This is a genomic window from Lacticaseibacillus casei DSM 20011 = JCM 1134 = ATCC 393 (assembly GCF_000829055.1).
Classification (GTDB): Bacteria; Bacillota; Bacilli; order Lactobacillales; family Lactobacillaceae; genus Lacticaseibacillus; species Lacticaseibacillus casei.
Genome location: NZ_AP012544.1, coordinates 909,359 through 933,248, shown reverse-complemented (window position 1 = coordinate 933,248; position 23,890 = coordinate 909,359). Strand labels below are relative to the sequence as shown.

The following is a 23,890-nucleotide window of genomic DNA, read 5'->3' as shown; positions in this document are numbered from 1 at the left end:
CCTGTTGGTGATAACTTATTCTAACCGATTGCGCGCTAAAAAGCAGGGAGTGCGTTTATGCGGGCAGCAAAGAAAACCAAACAGGCACTGGAGACTTAGCAAAACGTCTCCAGTGCCTGTTTGGTTTAATGAAATATGACGGTGTTTCTGTGTGGATGTGCTCCACTGAAGCAAAAGCCGCTTACGCTAACACTTCTGATGCAACGTTATTTACAACACAATATTGGCTGCCGCCCAATCCTTGACCTTACCAATAAAGGCCGCAAATGCGTCACGATCATTGAGGTCCGGAAACTGCCCAAGTAAGACCTGCTTAGCGCGTTTGACGTCTGGACTTGGCTTTTGCAAAATCAATAGGCTCTTTTCCGCATTCTTATCGGCAAAAAAGTCGTCCGGCAAGTTTAACAAGCCCTGAAAATACATGGCCTTTGCCAGCCATTTGGTTAAGCCCTCTGCCTCTTTAGAGCGAAACACCTGACTAGGCACATAAAACAAGCCTAATCCGCCCGGCTTCAGGACATTCATGCTTTGCTCAATTAACAGGTGATGCGCATAAGAATGGCCTTTCTTTGTGGCAGTCGCAAACTTTTTAGCGCGTTCATCAACCGGGTAATAGCCCACTGGCAAATCTGAAACCACCACGTCAGCATCTTTAAACAAAAGATTGTCCAAAGCATCTTGATGAAATAAATCAACGTCTAAGTGTTGAAGACTGCTACTCATTCCTGCTACTGCCAGCAACGCCTCATCATTATCAACGCCAAAGCCTTTGACTTCGACATTCCAGGCCTTGTGAAGCTGATTCATGACCGCAAACAACAAATTTCCGGTTCCTACTGCCAAATCAGCAACCCTCAGTTGATCGGGATGTTGTTGAACAAAGATGGTGACCATAAACGTTGCCAGACTAGCCATCGCGTCCGGCGTTATTTGCTTGTTCGGCTCAATCCCATCGACTTTGATGGCCTTCACCAAAACCAACTGTAACGCCTGACGAATTTCTTCCGGCTCATAGGTAGCCAGCTTGATTTGATCAAACAGCGCGGTTAGTTTTTTCTTTGCCTCATCGTTGGGCAAACCATCTTCCTGCATCACCTCACCTGAGTCAAGATCCTCTCCGGCTTCAGTAATCGCCGCAATAAAAGATGTCTTCAACTGTTGATTCAAGATCGTCGTGCTGTCATCTAAAACATGGTAAAGCTTTTCAAGATGTTCGTTTGCCAAACCAGTGCCTCCTCGTTACTCTGTCAGTCAACGCGTGTCCCTACAGGAAATTTCCCGTGACCCTTAGTTGACGCCTTGTCTTTTAGTGTACTGATTGGCAAAAACTTATTCAAGCATCTCTGCTTTGGAAGCCTTGATTTCTGAAGGTTGTGCTGTTTCGTTTGTTGATGAATTTGATTCGGTGGTGTCACTCGATGGCATAGTTTGAGTGGCTGGTGCTTCTTCCGTCGCCTGACTCGTGATTTTGCCTTGTTGCCTCCAACGAGAATACGCCGCTTCAAATTGAGCTTTTTCGACTTTTGCGATTACTTGATACCGCTGTTGCCATAGTTTGAATTGTTCGAACAGGCCAACAGTCAGAGTTAGAAAAACAGTAAATAAGATCAACATATTGACAAACACGCTTCCACGTAGCTTCATGGCTCCAAAAACACCCCACCTTCAAATGGTTGAGCTGACTTTAATCGTAAGCTATATATAAAGCCCTGTGGAGCAGCTTGAAACTTTGCCCCAAATTGCAAGAACAAGTTAGCCGGGGTTTTGAGACACTCCCAAGAACAGCCTGTTATCTTATGAGTTGTTCATTGTTTAGCTTACGTGTTGTGCTGAACGCCGAGTCCGGCGCACTTCGGTCTCAAAACACTCCTGGGGGCCACGGTAGTCTAGCTTTCTCCGGGGAAGCCCGTTAAGACGGTCTTGGGTAGCCAGCACCTGGCTGGGACTAACATCATCCAGCGACTCGCCTTTTGGGTAGTCACGTCTAATCATGCGATTGTGGGCCTCGTTGGAGCCGCGATCGCATGAGGTGTATGAATGCGCGTAGAAGATGTCTGTATCTGTGTCCTCAAAGGCCTTATCCAGAGTCGAGAACTCCGGGCCATTGTCTGCGGTAATCGTGCGCAGACAGTCACCCCACTCAAGCTTGATTTCTCGTAACGCAAACTCCACAGAGTCCGAGTCTCGGCCGTCGATCAGTCGGAGAAGTTGGCAACGAGTCTTCCGCTCAATCAGGCTAAGGATGACGCTCTCACGGCCATTGCGTTTCCCGACAACGGTATCCATCTCCCAATGTCCGAACTGCTTGCGGCGTTCGACAGCCTTAGGACGCTCCTCAATACTGCGGCCGGCTAGGCGCTTATGCTTAGTGCTCTTGTGTTGCTTGGTCCGCCGATTTGCCTTCTCCACGAGATCGATGTTCCGAATTTCTAAGCGTTGATCATCGATGTAGCGATATAAAGTGGTTGTGCACACCATCTCCTCAGGGGTGAATAGCTTGGCTCGCCGTGCGGCGCCAACGGCTGCATCAGGCGACCAGTGTTCAGTCTTGGCCTGATTAACGTACCAGGCCAGGAAGTGGCTTGTAGCGGCGAATTTATCCGGCCTATGACAATTCAGACGTGCGGTCTCATAGCGCGTCTGAGCAGCTTCAGGACTATATTCCGTATGATAGATTAGTTTGCCATTAATGCGCTTAGCCTGCTTGACAGTCCCTCGGTCAATCTCATTATTGATGGTTTGATGGCAGACGCCAATTTTGGCAGCAATTTCGCGTTTGGAGGTGCCGGTGGCGTAAAGTTCTGCAATTCTACCGCGTTCCATTTGAGACAAATGATGACCTGGTTGACGACGTGTGATATCCTGTTCATGCATCAGGACAATACCTCTTTCATTGTTTGTGTTGGAACTTCAATGATACAGGATATCTGTTCTTGATGTTTTTTATTGTCCCAAATTTGTAATAAAAGTGGCTAACTTGATTTTAAAACGCGCGCTTGAAACTTTGCGGATTTAATCTGCATAAATAAGGGCACGTGACCATCAAAATTGGATCTAGTACGAATCATGCCTTCGTTTCCACGTTTAGCATAAAATTCGAAGGTATATGTCTTGGTTTCGGCACCACTTTGTCCTTGGAGTAACACGCTGCTTTCTTTCACTTTTACGTCTTTCATTTTATGAGAGCGTATGTCCGCTTGTAGATCCTGTTCTGCTCGTAAAGCGTGAATCAAGTATTGATCTTGATGAATAAACCGTTGAATGCCAGTTAAGAGTGGTTGCCAAAGCAACAGGATCACCATCATCAACCCCAATCCGACAACGACCTCAATCAAACTAAAAGCTTCAAGGCGTAAATGAGAAAGTCTTGTTTTTATTGTCAGCATGAACAATGACCTACTTGGCGTGCACCTCAACTTGCCAAACATCGGGACCCACCTTAACTTCCGTTTTCCCGCCTGGTGATGGCAGTCGAACCAACGCAATCCGAGCCGCATAATAGGCCGTTGTTTCCTGACGAGTTGGAATGACAAGCTTTTGATACGTCCGCAGTAGTAGCGTTAGCCAGCTAACCGCGATTAAAACCACTCCCAATGCAGCTAGATGTTCGACTAGTAAAACTCCGCTCATTTTTTGGTGAATACGGCTCGCCCCCATCCCAGTTGAAAACTTACTAACCAGCTAAGTTTGCCCTTGTGCTTAAAATTTAACGAACCTCCTTGCTTAATTTTCCCTCTGTGATTACAAACCAACGTCGCAGCGCCATCAAATTCCAAAGAAGGCGGAAACTGAAGAATCTTAATTGTACCGTTTATTGTTGTAAACTTGACTCGCCTTTCAGAGCCTTCAACGTGAAGATTACCGTCCACGTGATTACTCCTTGCCTTCATCTTCAGCATTTCCCACTCCTCAACGACCCTTTCCATGAACTCCCGCTCCTGCCGATGCGTCAGGGCCCCTCGTCCAACCGGCACCGCTACCAAAGCTAATGCCGTCAAAATAAACATCACCGCAACGATCTCGATCATGGTAAATCCACTTAAACGTTTCATTTAGCGAATTTTGGCGGTGAACCGGATGTTAGTTTATAACCGCCTTTTTTAAGTGCATCGGCCTGGCTCTGCGAAATCACGTCTTTTTTGACCAATTGATCAGGGGAGCTAAAATCAACGCCACCTTGATCAGGCTCGTTGTAAGTCATTTCCAACTGAGTATTGACGGTCGCAACCGTGGCCTTCAAATTTTGCGTATCGACGCGTTTCATCTGTCCTTGAATCGTCAGAACCAAGGCCAACGTTAACAAAATAATCACACCTAAAGCTGCTACGACTTCGATGAGCGTGAACGCCCGTAACTTTTTCCGTCGCATGTTCAAACACCTCCTAATGATTGGTAGAGTGGCAATAAGATCTGCAAATAAACCAGTAAAATCTCGCCGCCGATTAACAAAAACAAAAGCGGTTGGATCAAATTAACTAATTTCTCCAATTGGCGCTGCAAATTAAAAAATAGTTGCTCTCCGAATAGCTTGAGGCCTTCCGCCACCAGATGCCGTGACTGTCCCATCGTTAATAAACGCGCCACTTCATCTGGGACAAAAGGTTCCTGAAGTGCCTCGGTTAATTCTTGCCCTCGTTGAACTTTCGCCTGAATCCGACTACCTAATTTTCCAAGTGGTCCTTCCAAAGTTGCTAAATGCCGACAAAAATCGGAAATATCAGCCCCCGCCAACAAAAATTGAGCCGCTCCGGCAGTAAATTGAAACTGATAATACATTCGCAGAACCTGCCGCATCCCCGGCACTTTTTGTAGAACCAAGAGTCGCTTAAGTGGCGTTAAGCGGCGCCAGACCAAATAAATCACCACACCAAGTCCGATCAGCACAGCAAGACCGCCTAACTGAACCGCGACTAATTCTGATCTCGGCAAAGACAAGGCCGGCAGTACGCCAAACACAACGACAACCTGTAAAACCATCAACATGGCCAATAACAGACATGGATAAACAAGTAATTGCGTCATTTTCTGCCGATTGCGCACGCGTAAGCTAAGATAGTCGCCTGCTACTGTTAGCGCCTTAGCCAAATCACCGTGAATCTGTGCCAACTGTAACTGTTGAAAAAGGATAAGTGCCAGCTCTTGGTGCGCGACCGCTTCTGAAAAGGCAATTCCGTTAGCCAGTTCCGCTTCAATCCGTTCCCAAACAATCCAGTATTTTGGCGAACTGACGCGCAGGTAAGCAAAAACATCTGGCAAACTAAACCCAGCTGTGATTAACGCAGCACTCTGGCGACAAAAATACTCTTGGGCAATTAACGGCACCTTCATGAAACCACCTCTTGTGCTTGGCTTTGCGACGAGCGTTCAAAAACAACCAGTTCTGCCACCGGATGAATAACCGGACGATAGCGCAACGTAATTGCCGCACTGGCAGTCAACGCGGCAGCAACCAATTCTTCAGATAGGCCGAAACTCGTCAAGCGCAATGGCGTGTCCCCAGCCGAGCGTGCATGAACCGTTGCCAACACAATATGACCGCTAATGGCTGCTTCACAGGCACTTTGCGCGGTTTGCCGATCACGAATTTCTCCGATCAATAAGACATCGGGACGGTGACGCAAAGCTGCCTTCAGCAACTGTGGGTAACTCATTTCTGCTTCCGGATTCACCTGAAGCTGAAGAAATTGAGGTTGATTGATTTCAACGGGATCTTCTATCGACAACACCATTCGCGACTCCGCCAACCGCGTAGCTAATTGATAAAGTAGCGTTGTTTTACCTGATCCGGTTGGCCCGGCCAGCGTCAACATCCCGCGTCGTTGCAACAAAATGCTCATCAACCGATCCAAAAGTTGTCGGGCGCCGTCCGCATCTGGAATGCCGTTGATTAACCGCACGACCAACGATTCACGGCCGCGATAGTCCGCTACCGAACTCAGTCGCAGAAAGACAGACGGCGCTTCTTGATAGAACGCACCCAATTGAACGCGCCGATGTTCTGCCACGTTCATCCCCGCCATGAACTTCAGATAATTAATCTCCTGTTGCCCTATGCGCGTCTCCCGCCTTGCCAGGGTCATCAGTCCTGTAGGTAGTCGAAGTCGAACAAGATACCCCTCTGCACTCGGCAAATAATAGATATCACTGGCGCCTTTTGCCAATGCACCCGTCAACAATTCATTCACTGATTGCATGCCTTTCCCCCCTACACTAAAAGAGTTCGCAATTCACAGGGAAACTCCTTTTGCTGCCGATTTTTGGGCAAAATAAAAAAGACAACGCATCTGCATTGCCTTTTCAAACATGTTCTAATAAATTATTTAGTCGTCTGGCCAGTCGCCGGCTGTGTAAACTTCCTGAACATCGTCATCGTCTTCCAGTTGGTCAATCATCGCCTGGAACTGTTCAACTTTGTCCTTGGGAATCGGTGTCAGATTTTGCGGCACCATGGTTAATTCATTTTGAACGAATTTATAACCTTTTTCTTCTAACGCATCGCGAACCTGGGCGAATTCTTTAGGGTCGGTATAAATTTCATAGGCTTCATCCGACGTCTGCATGTCTTCAGCACCGGCTTCAAGCGCATCTTCCAGCATCTGGTCTTCGTCAACGTCAAAATCTTCGCGGGAAATAACCAGATAGCCTTTGCGATCGAACATATAAGAAACCGCACCAGCTGCCGCCATATTGCCACCATGACGGGTAATTGCAACCCGCACAGAACTGGACGTCCGGTTGCGGTTATCGGTCAACGCTTCAACTAAAATCGCAACGCCACCCGGACCATAGCCTTCATAAGTCACTTCATCATAATTAGCTGCATCGCGATCGCTCGCTTTATCTAACGCCCGTTTGATGTTGTCTTTAGGCATGTTGGCAGCTTTGGCTTTGTCCATGACCAAACGGAGGGATGGGTTACCACTGGGGTCAGGACCACCTTGCTTTGCTGCCATGTATAATTCACGTGATAATTTCTGGAAAATCTTACCACGCTTAGCATCCTGAGCGTTCTTACGGCCTTGGATGTTATGCCATTTGGAATGTCCTGACATGATAAACCCTCTTTTCATAAGTATAGATGCATACGGATCGTTAAAATTATAGCAAAGAATGAACCGTTATTCAACGTCGCTTCCGCCACCACAGCCATCCCCACATCACCGTCACGGCAATGGCTGCTGCAGCCGTATCCAGCATCACATCCTGAAATAACGGCGTCCGGCCGCCTGTCAACATCTGGTGGAATTCATCAAACGCGGCAATCCCGGTACAGCTCAACGTTACCAGTGGCCAGTGAAGCCACCGATTCTTTTGATACATAAATGTTCCTTGGGTTAAGCCTAGCCCCAAAAGGAAAAAGATCGTGACGTGCGCGCCTTTGCGAATAAAGAACTCGACAAATTTAAAGTAGCCTACCTTTGCTACCGATTGCGTTTCACCGGCATAATCAAAATGAATCGTGCTCAAAAATGGTTTAAACGGTTCACTTTGCAACAGCCGTTCCATGAGCGGCACGGTTGTCTGTTCTTTGTACGTCATGCTAGAACTCACAAATAAAATAAATAAAAGAATAGCCGTCAACCAAAGTCCCCAATGACGTTTAAAAGAATGCACAAATTTGACCCACTTTCACTCATAATTTTCTCATCTACTGTATAATGAACGTATTTCGAAAGGAAGTGCTGATATGTCTTACCCGATTAACTGGAATCTCGATTCAATCTTCCCCGGTGGCATCGACTCACTACAACTTGCCGCCCGAATCCAACAGGTAGCCGACGAACTGCCGCAACTGGAAACCCAGGTGGCTGCTTGGTCGCCTAGCGATGACGCTCCTGAGTTTACCGATTTCAAAACTTTTTGGCAACTGTTTGAAGATATTAGCAAAGGCCTAGGCACCACTGGTAGCTTTGTTGAAATGATTGCCAGCGCCGATACGGCCAATTTAAAAACCGGCCCATTGCAAGGTCGGCTCACCACGCTTGAGACGCGTTTTCAAAACATTAATAATCCGCTGGCTAAAAAACTAGCTGCCATGCCACAAGCCGCGTTCGATCAACTGACGGCAACCGGTACTTTAGCGGAAAGTCGCTTCGGGCTCGCTGAAATGCGTGACCAAGCCAAGGACCTGCTTGATGACCAAACTGAAACCATGATCAATGACCTAGCAGTTGATGGGTACACCGGCTGGAGTGACCATTACACCACTTTAAGCGGCAGTCTTAAGTTTCCGGTTGTTGAAAACGGGAAAACAACCGAACTGAGTGCCGGCCAGACGCAGAACAAGTTTGAAGGCGCGCCTGATTCTAAAGTGCGTCGGGATGTTTTCAACGTTTGGGAACACGTCTGGGATGATCATGCTAGTTTATTTGCTGAAACGCTCAATCATATTGCCGGATTTCGGTTAACTGATTACCGCTTGCATCATTATCCGGATTATCTTTACAAACCGCTTCAATACAACCGCATGCAACGGGCCACATTGGATCAAATGTGGCACACCATCAGCGCGAATAAGGCACCATTTGCCGCCTACCTCACCCGCAAGGCCCAACTAGCCGGCCAGCCAACCATGACTTGGTATGATCAGTGGGCGCCGGTTATCGTTGGCGATTTTAAGCCAAAAACATACACCTTTGACGAAGCAGCCGAATTCATTGTCAGCAATTTTGCCAAGTTCTCACCAAAAATGTCCGCTTTCGCCAAACACGCCTTCGAAAACGGCTGGATTGAAGCCGAAGATCGGCCAGGCAAACGCGCCGGTGGCTATATGACCAGTGTGCCGGATGTTAAAGAAAGCCGAATTTTCATGACTTTTGACGGCTCGGCATCTGGCGTTTCAACCATCGCCCACGAACTAGGCCACGCCTTCCACAGTGATATTTTGAAAGACATGCCGGTTCTGCGTCAAGATTATGCCATGAACGTTGCCGAAACTGCTTCGACGTTTGCTGAATTAATCGTGGCCGATGCGACTGTCAAAGCCGCCAGCGATCCCGCAGAAAAGCTTAACCTACTTGATGCCAAAATGACCAATCCAATAGCCATGCTGTTGAACATCCACGCCCGCTTCCTGTTTGAAGACAGCTTCTATCAAGAACGGGAACACGGCATTGTCAGCGTGCCGCGCCTAAAGGAACTGATGACCGAGGCCCAGCAAAAAGCCTATGCTGGCGGTTTGAGTTCATTTGACCCAATGTACTGGGCGGACAAACTACACTTCTATTTTGACAATCCGCCGTTCTACAACTTCCCGTATACGTTTGGCTACCTGTTCTCTAGCGGCATTTACGCCAAGGCGCAACAAACCGCAAACTTTGAAGATGATTACATCGCACTGCTGCGGGACACGGCCAACATGCCGACAGAGGAACTGGCCAAAAAGCATCTCGGTGTTGATCTGACGCAACCGGCATTTTGGCAGCAAGGCATCGACCTAGCCGCCAAGGATGCGCAACAGTTTATGCAGTTGAGCGAGGATTACTTAAAATAATTGCTGCCCATTTCTTCTTAACGTAAAGATTCTGATGAGACAAAAAGCCTGTTTGCTAAAATGCTAGCAAACAGGCTTTTTAGTGGGCAATATCACCGTTTTAAGATTAACATTTACTTTTCCATCAATACGCGTCTTATTCGACCGTAACAGACTTTGCCAAGTTACGCGGACGATCAACGTCATAGCCGCGATCGGCACTTGTGAAGTATGCCAGCAATTGCGCCGGAATGATGGTAACAAGTGGTGCCAGCAGTGGATCGATGTCGTCCACAATAATCTGGTCACCCTTTTGTGCCTGACTGGCCATCGCAATGTGCAAGACTTTAGCACCTCGGGCCTGAACTTCATCGGCATTACTGCGTGTGCGGGCAGCTGTCACCGGATCGGAAATGATGGCGACAACCGGCGTATCCTTTTCGATCAACGCAATGGTGCCATGTTTCAACTCACCAGCAGCAAAACCTTCTGCCTGCACGTAGCTGATTTCCTTGAGCTTCAACGCTGCTTCCAGGCTGGCGTAATAGTCGCCGCCTCGCCCGATATAAAAGGCGTTGCGTGTGGTTTTGAACATATCTGTCGCCAGTTCGTGGATGCGATCTTTTTGATCAATCAAGGCTTGCTGGCCGGTTGCTGCCAAACCCAATTGGTGAATGACGTCAAAGTCCTTAGCTGCTTGCAGACCCTTAGCTTCCCCAACGGCCTTGGCAACCAATGCTTCAACGGCAATTTGGGCGGTGTAAGCCTTGGTCGAGGCAACCGCAATTTCCGGACCACCATGCAGCAACAAGGTAAATGTTGCTTCACGAGCAAGCGTTGAACTGCCGACATTGGTAATGGTGAGCGTCTGATAACCTTGCTTTTTAACTTCAACCAACACCTGACGAATATCAGCTGTCTCGCCGCTTTGCGTTAGGAAAATAAACAGCGGATGCTTGGACAATAGCGGCTGATGATATGCAAACTCTGAAGCGACATGAACCTCAGATGGAATGCCTGCCAGTTGTTCGAACAACGGAGCACCAACCAACCCGGCATGATAACTTGTGCCGGCTGCAACAATATACAAACGATCGGCTTGCTGTAAGGCCTTCATCAGGTCTTCCGGAATCACCACATGATGTTGATCATCGGTATATTTTTCAACCAAACGGCGCATCACAATTGGCTGCTCGTCAATTTCCTTGAGCATGAAGAATGGGTACGTGCCTTTAGAAACTTCACCGTCATCGACTTTAACCGTAAACGGCTTACGTTCTTCGACTTTGCCATCAAGTGTTTCGATGTGAATGGCATCGGCCGTCAGCGTCACAATTTCCTGATCCTTGAGTTCAACAAATTGGTCGGTTTCGCTCAGCATAGCCAACGCATCGGAAGCCACAACGTTGAAGCCCTTGCCCCGACCGATCAAAAGCGGGCTCTTGTTCTTAGCCACATACAATACGGTTGGATCCAGTCGATCAACCATTGAAAAAGCGTATGAGCCTTGAATCAACTTCAGCGTCTTGCGCAACGCCTCTTTGGCAGACAGGCCTTGACGGGCAAACAAGGCAATCAGCTGTACCACAACTTCAGTATCTGTATCACTATGCAGTTCGATGTCTTGAAGGTATTGCTGCTTCAGGTCATTGGCGTTGGTCACAACCCCGTTATGCACCAGATAGAAGCGTTCGTCATTAGAAACCTGCGGATGTGCATTGGCTTCGGTCGGCCCACCGTTTGTTGCCCAGCGTGTATGACCAATCCCCATGACGCCCTGAACATCCGGTGTCACTGCTTTTTCCAAATTAGAAATATGGCCAACCCGCTTGATCAGATGGTCATGACCGGCTTGATCGTTTACATAAATGCCAGCTGAATCATACCCCCGATATTCCAGCTTCTCGAGCCCTTTAAGTAAGATTTGGGTTGCATTTTTCTTACCGATAACACCAACGATTCCACACATAGTCAACATCCTTTTCCTAATGTCTACAAATTGGTTTAGACAGATTTTTTTATTGGTATCGCTAAAAACAAAGCTAACTATATGTTTTAAGCGGCAGTATGTCAATACTAAATTTTCAATGGTATACTTTTCGCAAGATTATTGGTCTATATCCATTCCTCCGAAAACGTGATCAACCTTGAAAATTCAAGGTTTGATCGCTTTAGATTTACCATAAACACCGCAACAAAAAAGCCACCGAGATTTTTCCTCAGTAGCTTTTTTGGTTAAACCCTCATGTAGTTTATATGAATCTTAATCTTTTGGACTGCCCATCTCGCGCTTAACGACTGCGACAATCTGATCGACATAACGCGATACCAAGTCTTTGGTTTTGGCTTCTGCCATCACCCGCAGCAGTGGTTCCGTACCGGAAGGACGCACGAGCACGCGGCCATCGCCAGCCATTTCTTTTTCAACGGTATCGATAGCTTCTTGAATTTCCGGATAGGCTTGCCAATTATCCTTGTCGGCAACTTTGACGTTAACCAGTTTCTGTGGGTAATCCTGAACCGGGGCTGCCAGCTCGGATAGTTTCTTGCCTGTCTTCTTCATGACGTTTAGCAAGTGGATGCCGGTCAACATGCCATCGCCGGTGTTGTGATAATCAAACAAAATGATGTGGCCGGATTGTTCGCCACCGATGTTGTAACCGTCTTTACGCATGGCTTCCACGACATGGCGGTCACCAACCGCGGTCTGAACAGACTTCATACCATTGGCTTCAAGCGCCTTATACAAGCCGAGGTTGCTCATCACTGTGGTCACAACCGTATCTTGTTTCAGGCGGCCTTGTGACTTCATATAGCTGCCTAGAATGAACATGATCTTATCGCCATCGACAATGTTACCTTCTTCATCAACGGCAATGCAGCGATCACCGTCGCCGTCAAAGGCCAGGCCGACATCGGCACCTTTTTCAACGACAAACTTGGCCAACGCTTGCGGATGCGTTGAACCTACGTCAGCGTTGATATTTAAGCCGTCCGGGCTGGTTGCCATCGTATCGAAGTCCGTGTCAAGATCGGCAAAAATCCGGCTAACCAAACCACTGGTAGCACCATTAGCACCGTCTAAACAAACATGAATGCCACTTAAGTCATCCGAGAGTGTCTGCTCCAAAAATTGCGTATACTTGAGCGCACCTTCAGGATAATCGTCAACGGTTCCCAGTCCCTCTGCAGCCGGACGCGGCAGGTTATCTTCCGGTGCATCTAACAAAGCTTCAATTTCTTCTTCCGTTTCGTCAGAAAGCTTGTAACCGTCTGCGCCAAAGAACTTGATACCATTGTCGGCAACCGGATTATGTGAAGCCGAAATCTGAATCCCGGCATCGGCCCCTTGAATTTTAATTAGGTAAGCAACTGCCGGCGTTGTGATAACGCCAAGATCCAGCACTTCAATGCCAACCGACAGTAATCCGGCAATCAAAGCATCTGCTAACATCTGACCGGAAATCCGGGTATCGCGCGCTACCAGAACCAATGGCCGATGACTGGCATCCTCTTTGTGCTGAGTCAGCACATAGCCACCCGTACGCCCGAGTCGAAACGCCATTTCCGGACTCAGTTCCTTATTAGCAATGCCACGAACACCATCGGTACCAAAATACTTTGTCATCTTATTTTTTCCTCATTTCTTCCAGTGGTTATTTTTCACTTGCTGATGTGCTTTCGCTTGACGAACTTGATTGAGAACTACTGGCACTGGATGAATTCGATGAAGCGGTTGACGTGCCAGCGTTAGCGTTAGTGCCCACATCATCATCGTCATTACCACCACCATTACCAGTCCCTGTGTTGCCAACACTCACCGTCACCTTAATGGTTTTCGGGTCGGCCGCAGAAATACTGTCGTTGAGATCTGTTACGTTGAACGTCCGCGTTGTTGTCGAAGTGATGCCACTGATATCAACAGGAACGGTCAATTTACTCAACTTATCCAGACTTTGCTGGTCTCCATATACGGTAACCTGTTTTGTGTCTGACGACAAGGCGTACGTATGCCCGCTTGCCGCATTGCCGGTTTGCTTCAACTCAATATTTACTTTTTTACTGGGTTGAGAAATCGGCAATGTCACGTGCACGGTTTGCGGTGACAGCACCACATTCATAGTATTGCCATTATCATCCAACGCTTGCAATAGCACTTCCTGGTCAACGGTCTTGCGGGTATTGTGCGCCAACGAAACATTGGCAACGACCTGGGCAATCGAGTCAATCACGGAGCGTGCACCCGTCACTTCAACGGTTCGCGCCGAAAGCTTAGGATCACCTGCTGCATAACCGGAAGCGATGCTGGCCTTATTATAGCGAACCTGAATCGGCATGGTCTTATTGTCCCGCACCTGGATGTCGACAGTCACTGATTTAGGCGAAATCGAGTAGCTCAAATCTTTGTTCAAACCTTCCGCCTTCAAATGAACGCGATGCTTGCCAACCCCTAAATTGGTTAAATCAGCAACCACCCTAAAATTCTGGGTATTGGCAGTCATGGTAACTAACGAGGCCGTTCCTGTCAGTGCAACCGACACTTTTGACGGGTAACCGGTGATGAAATACTTGTCGGTATTGGCGTTAACCTGCAACGGCACTTTCACGGTCTGAGTCTTGTTCGCTACCAAGGTTGTATCATCATTGGCATTCTGCCGCGTGTTATTGATACTCTCAACGTTGACATAAGCGAACAACCCGATCGCGAGAAGCAAGGCTAACAACCGATTAACCCATGGTTTATCCCATAAGCGATTCATTGCTTGCCCTCCTTCTTTTTGCGTTGACTAAAAAGCCACGAAAAGAAACTGACAACCGGATTTGGATTGGGCGCCTCTTCTTTTGGTACCAACTGAGCCGTCAAGAACTTCATGTAATCCTCACGCGTCAGGTTGCGAATCAAATTATTATTGTTCGTAATCGTGACTTCACCGGTTTCCTCAGACACAACAATCGTCAAGGCATCGGTCACTTCACTGATCCCGACAGCTGCCCGATGACGGGTACCCAGTTCCTTGGGAATCAGGTTACTGTCCGACAACGGCAAATAAGCCGCGGCCACCGCAATTCGATTGTTGCGAATGATGACCGCCCCGTCATGCAACGGCGTGTTAGGAATAAAAATGTTGATCAACAACTCGCCACTAATATCCGCATCCAGTGGAATACCAGTCTCGATGTAATCCTCAAGGCCGGTATTTTTTTGAATGGTAATCAGAGCACCGATGCGGCGTTTGCTCATGTACTGAATCGCCTTATCCAGCTCTTTGACCATACGCGTTTCGGCTTCATGTTGGTTATTGTTTGAGCGGAAAATCAACGATCCACGTCCAAGATGCTCTAGGCCGCGGCGAATTTCCGGTTGAAAAATAATGACCAGCGCCGGCACACTCCAGGTAATGACCAAATCTGTCAGGTAGCCAACCGTTTTGAGTTGCAAAAACCAGGAAATAGTCTTGATGGCCGCAATGACAAAAACACCTTTAAGCAGCTGCACGGCTTTGGTACCGCGAACCAGCATGATCAAACGATAAATGACGTACCAGACGACGAGGATGTCAACCAGATTAATAAGGGTGGACCAAGTTAATAAATTTGCGAGATAGGTGCGCATCCGCGTTCCTCCATTGTGGTTTGAAATCAAACTTCTGAATAATTATACCACGAGATGCCTAAACGGCGGGCACGGAAACGGATGACAGAGCGTGAACTGGCCCGGTTAGAAGTCAGAGTGTAAGCGGCCTCAGGCGTGATGGCCCGGGCTTAGGCCTTTGCGACTGAGGTCCTTACACGCAGACTTCTGGGCCAGAGAACGCGTTTAGGTCACGGTGCCAAGGCGGCTTCCCGCAGAAAAATAAGCTTGCTTTTTCGACAGAAGTCGTGATAATAGCAAGTGAGTGAGTACTCACTATATTCTAAAAGAAAGCGGCTAAAATATGTCAATACAACCAGTTGTCAAAGTGACCGCCCTGCAGCAAGGTTACGGTCAAAAAATCGTCCTTAGCGACATTGATCTCTCCTTAAATCGTGGGCAGATCCTGGCTTTAATTGGTCCAAGCGGTGCGGGCAAAACAACCTTGATCCGTAGCATTATGGGCATGATACGCCCCCAATCCGGTCAGGTACTGGTTTTTAATCAACCTGTCCCTGATCGATTGCTTTTAGCGCGGATCGGGTTCATGGCCCAAACTGACGCCCTTTACGAAAGCTTGACCGGCGCTGAAAATTTAACTTTCTTTGCCAAAATGCAAGGCGTCAAGCAGACACAAATGACCGAGCAATTGCGCTACTCTGCGCATGTTGTTGACTTGCAATCTGCCCTCGATCAAAGCGTCAGAACTTACTCCGGCGGCATGAAACGACGACTATCACTTGCCATCGCGTTGATCAGCAAACCGCCGCTTCTGATTCTGGATGAACCGACTATCGGCATTGATCCTGAGTTACGCCGCAAAATCTGGCAGGAATTGCACCGATTAGCTAGTGATCAGGGTGTCGCGATTATTTTAACAACCCATGTCATGGCTGACGCCGAAGAAGCCGATGTGCTCATGATGATCCGCAACGGAAAGGCCATCGCCCAAGGCACGCCTGACCAGCTTAAAGCAAACTATCATACAGATTCGATCGAAGCGGTCTTTTTGGCCGCAGGGAGGCAGCAAGATGCGCGTTAATGCATTAATCAGTCGTATTTTCAAAGAAATGATTCGCGATAAACGGACACTGGCACTGATGTTCATTGCGCCGTTGTTTATCATGACGTTAATCTTTTTTCTTTTCCAATCCAACACAAATACAAAAGCTGACTTAGGCGTGCGCGGTGTGGATACATCTGTGGTTCGGGCCCTGGATACGGATCGAATCCGGCTCCACCATGTCGGCAATGAAGATCCGACCATGCTTATCAAAGATCACGATTATGCTGGCATCCTGACTCAGAAAGGCAACAAACTGACACTATTACTCGCCAATGCCGATCAAGGAAAAAGTGCCCTCTTGAAACAGGGCTTACAGGCAGCAACCATCAAGCTTAAAATGCAGGCAGCAGCTACTACGATTAAAAATCAAGCAACCGCTTTACAAAAACTGGCATCAGCGTTACAACATTCCACGCGTGGAACTGCACAGGTAGCAGGGTCCCAACCGGCATCAACTGCCACTCACTACAGAATCGCAACTCATTATCGTTACGGATCGGCTAATTCGACTTATTTTGACACCTTACTGCCGATTCTGATTGGCTTCATCGTTTTCTTCTTTGTTTTCTTGATTTCCGGCATCGCGCTATTACGTGAACGCACAACCGGAACGCTTGACCGATTACTGGCAACTCCTGTGCGGCGAGGAGAAATTATTAGTGGCTATTTATTGGGCTATGGCATTTTTGCGGTGATTCAAACAATCTTGATTGTCGGCTATGCCTTGTTCGTCTTTAAAATCCAAATTCTCGGAAGTATTGCCGCAATTTTTCTAATCAACTTATTACTGGCAATCACGGCGCTTTCGCTTGGCCTACTGATTTCAACGTTTGCCAATACGGAATTTCAAATGCTCCAGTTCATCCCATTGGTTGTCGTCCCGCAAATTTTCTTTACCGGGCTGATTCCTGTGAATCAAATGCTCGGCTGGTTGCAACCGATTGCCCGCTTAATGCCGCTTTATTACGGTGCCGATGCGTTAACCGGCATTATTGCAAAAGGCCAGTCATTAAGTGTGTTGTATCCGGACGTCATTGCCCTTCTAGGCTTCTTCTTACTATTTTTAAGCCTGAATCTTGTCACCATGCGGCATTATCGACAGGTTTAAACAAATCTGACTAAAGAAGGAAGTGAACGATCGTGCAGCCGCATAATCTGACGGATCTATTCTCCTCATCGCTTGCTGAAAGCCAGCTCTCGGCAAAGCAACAAGCGGTTTTGAAAGCAAGCCTGAACCTCTTTTCGGAACAAGGATTCGACCGAACGAGCACAAAAGATATCGCGCAACTTGCCGGCGTTAGCGAAGGAACCGTTTATAAGCAATTCAAAACCAAAGAAGGCATCCGCCAAGCGTTACTTGCGCCCATGATTCAACACGTTATCCCGAGCGCATTCACCGAGTTCATTCATGAAGTCGGTGAGCAACACCTACCTGACCTGCATACGTTTCTAACCTTCATCGTGCATAATCGGATGGCCTTTGCCATTGCCAATCAGGCACAGCTAAGAATACTGGCCGCCACCCTTTTGCAAGATGCGGCGCTAAGCCATGCACTGGCGGAAAAGTTTCAAAAGCAATTCATGGACAAGGCCATCCACTTACTCGCCATCTATCAACAGGAAGGTGCGCTCGTTGACTGGCCACTGACGCGCATCCTTCGCTATATTTTTGGTACCATTTTAAGTTACCTGTTGCCAGTTGTCTTGGGGATGCAATCTAGTTTTGATCTTGAGACTGCGGTTTCCGAGGCAGTGGCGTTTCTTGAGCGGGGGTTACAAACATGATAAGACCAGATATACCAGCTATAAATCGCTAATTTTAATCACCTAAATTCGACAGTTTTGGGTGTTTTTACATCCGGCAGAACGTTAGAATGAGGTTAAACGTCTTAATAAAAGGAGCCATGTCTGAGTCATGAAAAGTGAAAAGGAGACGCGGCGCAAGTTTGCAACTGAATCGGTTACGGACTTACTGGACGACTTGCACACAACGTCAACTGGATTAAGTCAAAAAGAAGCGGCTGCGCGTCTTGCCAAATATGGTGAAAACACGATTACCCGCGAAAAGCAAAAATCCCAGTTACTAGTCTTTCTTAAGAACTTTACCAGTGTCATGGCGATTCTACTCTGGGTGAGCGGGTTTGTTGCAATCCTATCCGGCACCCTTGAGCTAGGTATTGCCATCTGGCTGGTCAATGTTATTAATGGTATTTTCAGTTACTGGCAGGAACATGAAGCCCAAAAGGCAACGGACTCACTCATGAAAATGTTGCCGACTTATACGCAAGTCTACCGGGATGGCAAACTGCAACAAGTCAACGCTACCCAAATCGTGCCAGGCGACGTCTTCAACCTGCAAGCCGGCAATGCAGTACCGGTTGACGCCCGCCTGATCAAGGCCACTTCCGTCCAAGTCGACCAGAGTGCCCTCACCGGTGAATCCGTCCCCGAATCTAAAAAGGTTGACTACAACGCTGGCCAAGGCGAATTTGCTGAATCCAATCTTGTCTATGCCGGCACCACGGTTGGCGCCGGAACGGCAACGGCCATTGCTTTTGCAACCGGCATGAAAACCGAGTTCGGGCGAATCGCCGCGTTGACTCAACAACAAAAGCGGAGTCTAAGCCCGTTGCAATTAGAGCTTAATCGTCTAACGAAACAGATTTCGCTCATTGCCATCAGCTTAGGGGTTCTTTTCTTTGTAGCTGCCATCTTCTTTGTCCACTACCCAGTGGCCCAAAGCTTTATTTTCGCGTTAGGCATGATTGTCGCGTTCATCCCCGAGGGCCTACTGCCAACGGTGACGCTTTCGCTAGCCCAAGGCGTGCAGCGCATGGCCAAGAAACATGCCTTACTCAAAGACTTGAACAGTGTTGAAACGTTGGGTGAAACAACGGTGATCTGCTCGGATAAAACCGGTACGCTGACCCAAAACCAGATGACAGTCGATCATATTTGGACCCGGTCACATACTTATACCGTGAGTGGCCAAGGCTATGTCAATAATGGCCATATTGAGTTAGACGGCAAACCGGTTCAATACGGCAGCGATCCTGACTTGGATCTGCTCATTCGTCTGGTTGCATTCAACAACGACACCGAAGTCGAACCGGCAAAAGGCCAAGCGCGACCGAAGATTCTGGGGACGCCAACGGAAGCTTCACTTGTAATCCTGGCGCAAAAATCCGGAATTGACGTGAATGCTTATACCAAAAAATACCCGCGGCTTAAAGAGCTTCCCTTCGACTCCGATCGTAAACGGATGACCACCATCCACCAGCACGATGATCACACGCTGTCCATCTGTACCAAAGGCTCTCTCAGCGATTTACTGCCGCACTGCGATACCATTCAGGAAAACGGCAAAGTCCGGCCTTTAACCGCAGCAGACAAGGAAGCGATCGATGCTGCCAACCGCAAGTATGCTTCTCTAGGCCTTCGCTCAATTGCGACTGCTTATCGTGAAATTCCTCAAGAAGCCGATAAACAAAGTCAGCTCGACAACCTCACGATTGAGACGGCCGAAACCAAGCTTACCTTTGTCGGCTTGGCCATCATGTCCGATCCACCGCGTCCGGAAATTTACGATGCCATCGAGAAATGCCATCGGGCCAGCATCAAAATCATCATGGTGACCGGTGACTCCTCGTTAACTGCGAAGTCTATTGCCGTTAAAATTGGTTTGACGTCCGACAAAGCGCGTGTCGTCACCGTCAGTGAACTCGATGCCATGAACCAAGACGAGCTCAAGCAGGCACTGGCAGGCGAAATTATTTTTGCCCGGGTGGCGCCTGAACAAAAATATAAGATTGTTTCTACCTTACAGGCCATGGGTGAAATCGTCGCATCCACCGGTGACGGCGTGAACGATGCGCCTGCGTTGAAAAAAGCAGACATTGGCGTTGCCATGGGCGTCACCGGAACGGATGTGGCCAAAGACGCGGCCGACATGATTCTTACCGACGACAACTTTGCCTCTATTGTTGCCGCCATCGAAGAAGGCCGCACCGTTTACAGCAACATTCAAAAGTTCTTGGTTTACATTTTGAACTCCAACCTGCCAGAAGCGGTACCATCTGCCCTCTTCCTCTTCTCGCGCGGTGCCATCCCGTTACCGTTGACTGTCATGCAAATCCTGACAGTCGACCTTGGAACAGACATGATGCCGGCACTGGGATTAGGATCCGAAAAAGCCGAGCCTGGCATTATGGATAAACCGCCACGCGCACGTGATGCTCACCTTATGAACCGCACTGTTTTATGGAAGGCGTTTGCCTGGTATGGCTTAATTGCATCCATCATTTCCAGCGGCGCTTACTTCTTCGTCAACCATCTAAACGGCTGGCCGTTACGCGGCCTGGCAACCAGCGGCTCAACCTACGTCATGGCCACGACCATGACCCTTGCCGCAATCATCTTCTGCCAGATTGCCGCCGCCATGAACTGCCGAACCGAAAATGCTTCGGTCTTCAAAGTCGGTTTGTTCACTAATCATTTGGTCTGGTTCGGTATTGGCTTTGAAATCTTTTTGTTAGCATTGCTTAGCTACACGCCATTCTTACAGAATCTCTTCCACACCGGACCGCTAGCACTGACCGACTGGCTTTTCCTGGCAATCATTCCAATTCCCCTCTTCCTAATCGAAGAAGGCCGCAAATGGCTTAATCGCCGGCGTTTATCGCGTGAAAAAGTCACGGCTACCGCGCGTGCGTCAAGCGCTACTCGTTAACAACACACCCGTAAATCAATTAAAAAAGGTCCAGAAGACATGTGTTACATATGCCTTTTGGACCTTTTCTAGTTGGTCATTGTTTGTAAGCCTTTAATGACTCTATGTGTTCTCATTGCCTCACCAACCGGATTAACGGAACAGACCAGCTGCAGTATCACCACTTTTTAAAAACCGTGACCGTCTCACCTAGCGCGCAAAGCCCAAAGGCCAGCATGATGATGATATAAGGTCGGTTCACTTTAATTGCCAAAGCTGCTAATAGCAGACAAACCACTGCCAACCACAGACTCAGACAACAAATGATATCGAGCCACAAACCTTCGTTGTGCCGACTATGTTTTCTCATTTGGGTCACCTCATATACAACCTATCATATCTGATTGAGCTGCCTGGGACTACTGTATGCTTTCTTTCAATCTGTCTGGTTAAGATGACTTGACACCATTTTGGAGGCTTAATGGTTGCGGCTTGTTTGATACTATAAAAACCATCATAAATTCAAAACAAAAAATCCGCACCGGTCAGGGACTTTTTCCCGTCTGATGCGGATAGTTTTAGATACGAGTTCTCACCGGCGGTACATCTTAAATTCTAAGAATAAGTCATTGTACAGCCCAACTTTCGCCGGCGGAAGGTCTGAATAGATCTCCAAATGCTTCATGGTCTCGTCATCTGGATAGAACTGCCGATCATTCTGGACGCTTTTTGGCAGCAATTTTTTGGCTGCGGCATTTGGCGTCGCATAGCCGACATATTCGGCATTTTGAGCGGCGTTTTTGGGTTCCATCATGAAGTTGAGAAAGGCGTAAATGGCTTTGAAATGTTTGGCGGTTTTTGGAATGACTAGGTTGTCAAACCAGAGATTGCTGCCTTCTCGCGGAACGACATAGTGCAGGTGTTTATTGTTGGCCAGCATTTCACTGGCTTCACCTGACCAGTCGACAGCGATTTTAGCTTCGTTTTCAGCCATATACATTTTGATTTCATCGGCGACAACTGCCTTGACGTTGGGCGACAATTGATCGAGTTTGGCTTTGGCCACTGCCAGCGTCTGCGGATTGGTTTCGTTAACAGACTTTCCCATTGAAATCAACGCTGGCGCAAAAACATCGCGCGCTGAGTCGATGAGCATGATCGAATCTTTGAACTTAGGATTCCATAATTGATTCCAGTGCTGAACTTCGCTGGCTTTGACAAACTTGTCATTATAAATGATCCCCAGTGTTCCCCAGAAATAAGGAATGCTGTATTTATTGCCAGGATCGAATTCTTTGTTAATTAAACGTGGATCCATATTCTGCATCCCGTTCAATTTACTTTTATCAAGCGGCAATAGCTGCGATAATCCCTTTATGGTTGTCAGATGAAATATCATAATTCATCTGATGATCATGGAGGGATTTTCTATGCCCAGATCTAAGCATACAGCTCAAGAAAAGTTACTCATATTGGAGGAGTTCAGACATTCGAATATAAGTATCAGTAGTTTCTCCCGTCAACACGGTCTTGGTGATCGCACATTACAACGTTGGCAGGCGCGCTATGAACGCGATGGGATTAAGGGATTAGAGGAAGCTCGAAAGAATCAACATTATACCAAGGAACAAAAGCTTGAAGCAGTACTTGCTTATCTCAGTGGTGAAGGGTCATTAGCCGAAGTCACGATGCAATTTGGTCTGCGCTCATCAACACAATTGCAAAGATGGATAGCCATGTATAATAGGGATCATCAATCTTTGACGGCTTCACCGTCTAGAAAGCAGGTCCCCACCATGAGTCGTACAACCACCTTCGAAGAACGCATTAAAGTCGTTGAATATGTCACTAAGGGTAAGCACTCCTATACTGAAGCGGCAGCCCATTTTGATGTGTCTTATCAACAGGCACGGTCTTGGGTGATCAAGGCTCGCGAAGGCGGTTATGAGACGCTGGTAGATAACCGTGGTCACCACAAAGACAAGCGTGATCTAACCGAATTAGACAAGGCCAAACTGCGCATTCGTCAACTAGAAGCTGAGCTCAAGGACAAAGAGCTAGTGGAGGCCTTTGTAAAAAAATTACTGGAAATCCAGCACAAGGAGTGATCAAACAACACCGACAAGCTTACCGTGCCATCGAAGAAGTTAGTCAAGGCCAACATGGCGCTGTCACAAAGTTATTGGACGTTATTGGCATCAGCCGTCAAGCTTATTACAAAGGCTTAAGGCGGGAGGAAACAGTGTGGGAGGTCCACGATCGGCGGCTTAAGGAGCGGACTCAATATTGGTTTGATTTTCATCGCCAAGGCATTGGTGCTGGGAATCTTCTGATCAACTTACAACAAGATGAGCTGATTGACTTTCCGATCACGATCAAACAAGTTCGTCGCGTCATGCGCGAGCTTGACATTCGATGTCAGATCCGCCAAAAACGGCATAGTCGCGTCAAGCAATCTGAACAGTACCTGCAAGACAATGTGCTCAATCAATGTTTCTACGTGGAACGCCCTAATCAAGTCTGGCTAGCCGACTCAACCGAGTTGAAATACGGTATCAACGGCGAGTACAAGATGCGCCTCAGTGGCGTTCTTGACCTCTATGGCCGCAATCTGTTGGCTTACAACCTGAGTGCAACCGAAACAACCGCTGCCGAGATTCAGGTCTTCCAGCGCGCTTTCACTCGCGCTGGCAACGTCCATCCGCTCATTCATACTGATCGTGGTTCCGCCTATACATCCAAGGCATTCAACCGCTACCTCAACCAATTTGAAGTCACACGAAGTATGTCACGGCCGGGAACGCCCTATGACAACGCACCGATAGAGCGCTGGTGGAACGAGTTTAAACTGCGGTGGATGGATCGTCATCCAATGGCAAAGACTTACAAGGAATTCGTCAAGCTCGTTGAAGACGGGATCCACTATTTCAATCACGACAACCGTTCAGGACAAAGAGACGGCCTTACCCCAGAAGAATACTGGAATAAGGCCATCTAAAGGCTACCAAAATT

At 47.9% G+C, this 23,890-nt stretch carries 23 protein-coding genes and 1 pseudogene; 7 read left to right on the top strand and 17 right to left on the bottom strand.

Going from position 1 to position 23,890, the window contains the following annotated elements; genetic code table 11:
• Positions 1-210: 210 nt before the first annotated feature.
• The 11 genes from LBCZ_RS04790 to LBCZ_RS04740 all read right to left on the bottom strand — a co-directional run bounded on the left by LBCZ_RS04790 (position 211) and on the right by LBCZ_RS04740 (position 7,614).
• A complete protein-coding gene (locus LBCZ_RS04790) occupies positions 211-1,224 on the bottom strand; it encodes a class I SAM-dependent methyltransferase (RefSeq protein ID WP_025013833.1) in 1,014 nt (337 codons plus the stop codon).
• Between the two features lie 105 nt (positions 1,225-1,329).
• The gene (locus tag LBCZ_RS04785; protein ID WP_025013832.1) at positions 1,330-1,644 is read right to left on the bottom strand and encodes a hypothetical protein; all 315 of its coding nucleotides are present in this window, start codon (positions 1,642-1,644) and stop codon (positions 1,330-1,332) included.
• A gap of 168 nt (positions 1,645-1,812) precedes the next feature.
• On the bottom strand, positions 1,813-2,874 hold the full coding sequence (locus LBCZ_RS04780) for an IS30 family transposase (protein WP_039638870.1): 1,062 nt from the start codon (positions 2,872-2,874) through the stop codon (positions 1,813-1,815).
• A 98-nt stretch (positions 2,875-2,972) separates the two neighbouring features.
• Complete coding sequence (locus LBCZ_RS04775) at positions 2,973-3,386, bottom strand: hypothetical protein (RefSeq protein WP_052253335.1); 414 nt, start codon at positions 3,384-3,386, stop codon at positions 2,973-2,975.
• A 10-nt stretch (positions 3,387-3,396) separates the two neighbouring features.
• Positions 3,397-3,630 carry a hypothetical protein gene (locus LBCZ_RS04770; protein ID WP_171020833.1) on the bottom strand — a complete coding sequence of 78 codons (234 nt, stop codon included), beginning with the start codon at positions 3,628-3,630 and terminating at the stop codon, positions 3,397-3,399.
• Entirely contained in the window at positions 3,627-4,028 is a 402-nt protein-coding gene (locus tag LBCZ_RS04765) for a type II secretion system protein (protein WP_225421699.1), read from the bottom strand. The genes LBCZ_RS04770 and LBCZ_RS04765 overlap by 4 nt, the downstream gene beginning before the upstream one ends.
• A gap of 20 nt (positions 4,029-4,048) precedes the next feature.
• Positions 4,049-4,369, bottom strand: coding sequence for a type II secretion system protein (locus LBCZ_RS04760; protein ID WP_025013539.1), 321 nt, complete (start codon positions 4,367-4,369; stop codon positions 4,049-4,051).
• 2 nt (positions 4,370-4,371) lie between these two features.
• A complete protein-coding gene (locus tag LBCZ_RS04755) occupies positions 4,372-5,328 on the bottom strand; it encodes a type II secretion system F family protein (protein ID WP_025013540.1) in 957 nt (318 codons plus the stop codon).
• Positions 5,325-6,194 (bottom strand): ATPase, T2SS/T4P/T4SS family, encoded by an 870-nt coding sequence (locus LBCZ_RS04750; RefSeq protein WP_025013541.1) that lies wholly within the window; start codon positions 6,192-6,194, stop codon positions 5,325-5,327. Before LBCZ_RS04750 ends, LBCZ_RS04755 begins: the two co-directional genes overlap by 4 nt.
• Before the next feature lie 126 nt (positions 6,195-6,320).
• Positions 6,321-7,052 carry a YebC/PmpR family DNA-binding transcriptional regulator gene (locus LBCZ_RS04745; protein ID WP_010489256.1) on the bottom strand — a complete coding sequence of 244 codons (732 nt, stop codon included), beginning with the start codon at positions 7,050-7,052 and terminating at the stop codon, positions 6,321-6,323.
• Between the two features lie 70 nt (positions 7,053-7,122).
• On the bottom strand, positions 7,123-7,614 hold the full coding sequence (locus LBCZ_RS04740; RefSeq protein ID WP_025013542.1) for a VanZ family protein: 492 nt from the start codon (positions 7,612-7,614) through the stop codon (positions 7,123-7,125).
• Between the two features lie 73 nt (positions 7,615-7,687).
• Between LBCZ_RS04740 and LBCZ_RS04735 the strand changes: the two genes are divergently transcribed.
• Positions 7,688-9,493 (top strand): M3 family oligoendopeptidase, encoded by a 1,806-nt coding sequence (locus LBCZ_RS04735; RefSeq protein ID WP_025013543.1) that lies wholly within the window; start codon positions 7,688-7,690, stop codon positions 9,491-9,493.
• Between the two features lie 136 nt (positions 9,494-9,629).
• Here LBCZ_RS04735 and glmS read toward each other — a convergent pair whose 3' ends face one another.
• From glmS to cdaA, 4 genes are all read right to left on the bottom strand, one after another.
• Positions 9,630-11,441, bottom strand: coding sequence for a glutamine--fructose-6-phosphate transaminase (isomerizing) (glmS, locus tag LBCZ_RS04730; RefSeq protein WP_025013544.1), 1,812 nt, complete (start codon positions 11,439-11,441; stop codon positions 9,630-9,632).
• A gap of 294 nt (positions 11,442-11,735) precedes the next feature.
• Positions 11,736-13,100: a phosphoglucosamine mutase gene (gene glmM / locus LBCZ_RS04725; protein ID WP_025013545.1), complete on the bottom strand. Its 1,365-nt coding sequence runs from the start codon at positions 13,098-13,100 to the stop codon at positions 11,736-11,738.
• Between the two features lie 28 nt (positions 13,101-13,128).
• Positions 13,129-14,232, bottom strand: a complete 1,104-nt coding sequence (locus tag LBCZ_RS04720) for a CdaR family protein (protein WP_025013546.1) — start codon at positions 14,230-14,232, stop codon at positions 13,129-13,131.
• Positions 14,229-15,086 carry a diadenylate cyclase CdaA gene (gene cdaA, locus LBCZ_RS04715; RefSeq protein ID WP_039638864.1) on the bottom strand — a complete coding sequence of 286 codons (858 nt, stop codon included), beginning with the start codon at positions 15,084-15,086 and terminating at the stop codon, positions 14,229-14,231. Before cdaA ends, LBCZ_RS04720 begins: the two co-directional genes overlap by 4 nt.
• A gap of 322 nt (positions 15,087-15,408) precedes the next feature.
• Here cdaA and LBCZ_RS04710 point away from each other — a divergent pair, with 322 nt between their 5' ends.
• The 4 genes from LBCZ_RS04710 to LBCZ_RS04695 all read left to right on the top strand — a co-directional run bounded on the left by LBCZ_RS04710 (position 15,409) and on the right by LBCZ_RS04695 (position 20,899).
• Positions 15,409-16,146 carry an ABC transporter ATP-binding protein gene (locus tag LBCZ_RS04710; protein WP_025013547.1) on the top strand — a complete coding sequence of 246 codons (738 nt, stop codon included), beginning with the start codon at positions 15,409-15,411 and terminating at the stop codon, positions 16,144-16,146.
• Positions 16,136-17,278, top strand: a complete 1,143-nt coding sequence (locus tag LBCZ_RS04705; protein ID WP_025013548.1) for an ABC transporter permease — start codon at positions 16,136-16,138, stop codon at positions 17,276-17,278. The genes LBCZ_RS04710 and LBCZ_RS04705 overlap by 11 nt, the downstream gene beginning before the upstream one ends.
• A gap of 32 nt (positions 17,279-17,310) precedes the next feature.
• The gene (locus tag LBCZ_RS04700; RefSeq protein WP_025013549.1) at positions 17,311-17,955 is read left to right on the top strand and encodes a TetR/AcrR family transcriptional regulator; all 645 of its coding nucleotides are present in this window, start codon (positions 17,311-17,313) and stop codon (positions 17,953-17,955) included.
• 130 nt (positions 17,956-18,085) lie between these two features.
• On the top strand, positions 18,086-20,899 hold the full coding sequence (locus LBCZ_RS04695) for a cation-translocating P-type ATPase (protein WP_025013550.1): 2,814 nt from the start codon (positions 18,086-18,088) through the stop codon (positions 20,897-20,899).
• A gap of 157 nt (positions 20,900-21,056) precedes the next feature.
• On the opposite strand, the gene LBCZ_RS16700 is transcribed toward LBCZ_RS04695, so the two are convergent.
• Together LBCZ_RS16700 and LBCZ_RS04685 are read right to left on the bottom strand one after the other, a co-directional pair.
• Positions 21,057-21,248 (bottom strand): hypothetical protein, encoded by a 192-nt coding sequence (locus tag LBCZ_RS16700; RefSeq protein ID WP_010489269.1) that lies wholly within the window; start codon positions 21,246-21,248, stop codon positions 21,057-21,059.
• A 222-nt stretch (positions 21,249-21,470) separates the two neighbouring features.
• A pseudogene (locus LBCZ_RS04685) lies at positions 21,471-22,244 on the bottom strand (ABC transporter substrate-binding protein); the annotation flags it as partial.
• A 64-nt stretch (positions 22,245-22,308) separates the two neighbouring features.
• Here LBCZ_RS04685 and LBCZ_RS04680 point away from each other — a divergent pair.
• The gene (locus LBCZ_RS04680) at positions 22,309-22,986 is read left to right on the top strand and encodes a helix-turn-helix domain-containing protein (RefSeq protein WP_010493863.1); all 678 of its coding nucleotides are present in this window, start codon (positions 22,309-22,311) and stop codon (positions 22,984-22,986) included.
• The gene (locus LBCZ_RS04675) at positions 22,983-23,876 is read left to right on the top strand and encodes an IS3 family transposase (RefSeq protein ID WP_010493862.1); all 894 of its coding nucleotides are present in this window, start codon (positions 22,983-22,985) and stop codon (positions 23,874-23,876) included. Before LBCZ_RS04680 ends, LBCZ_RS04675 begins: the two co-directional genes overlap by 4 nt.
• Positions 23,877-23,890 lie beyond the last annotated feature (14 nt).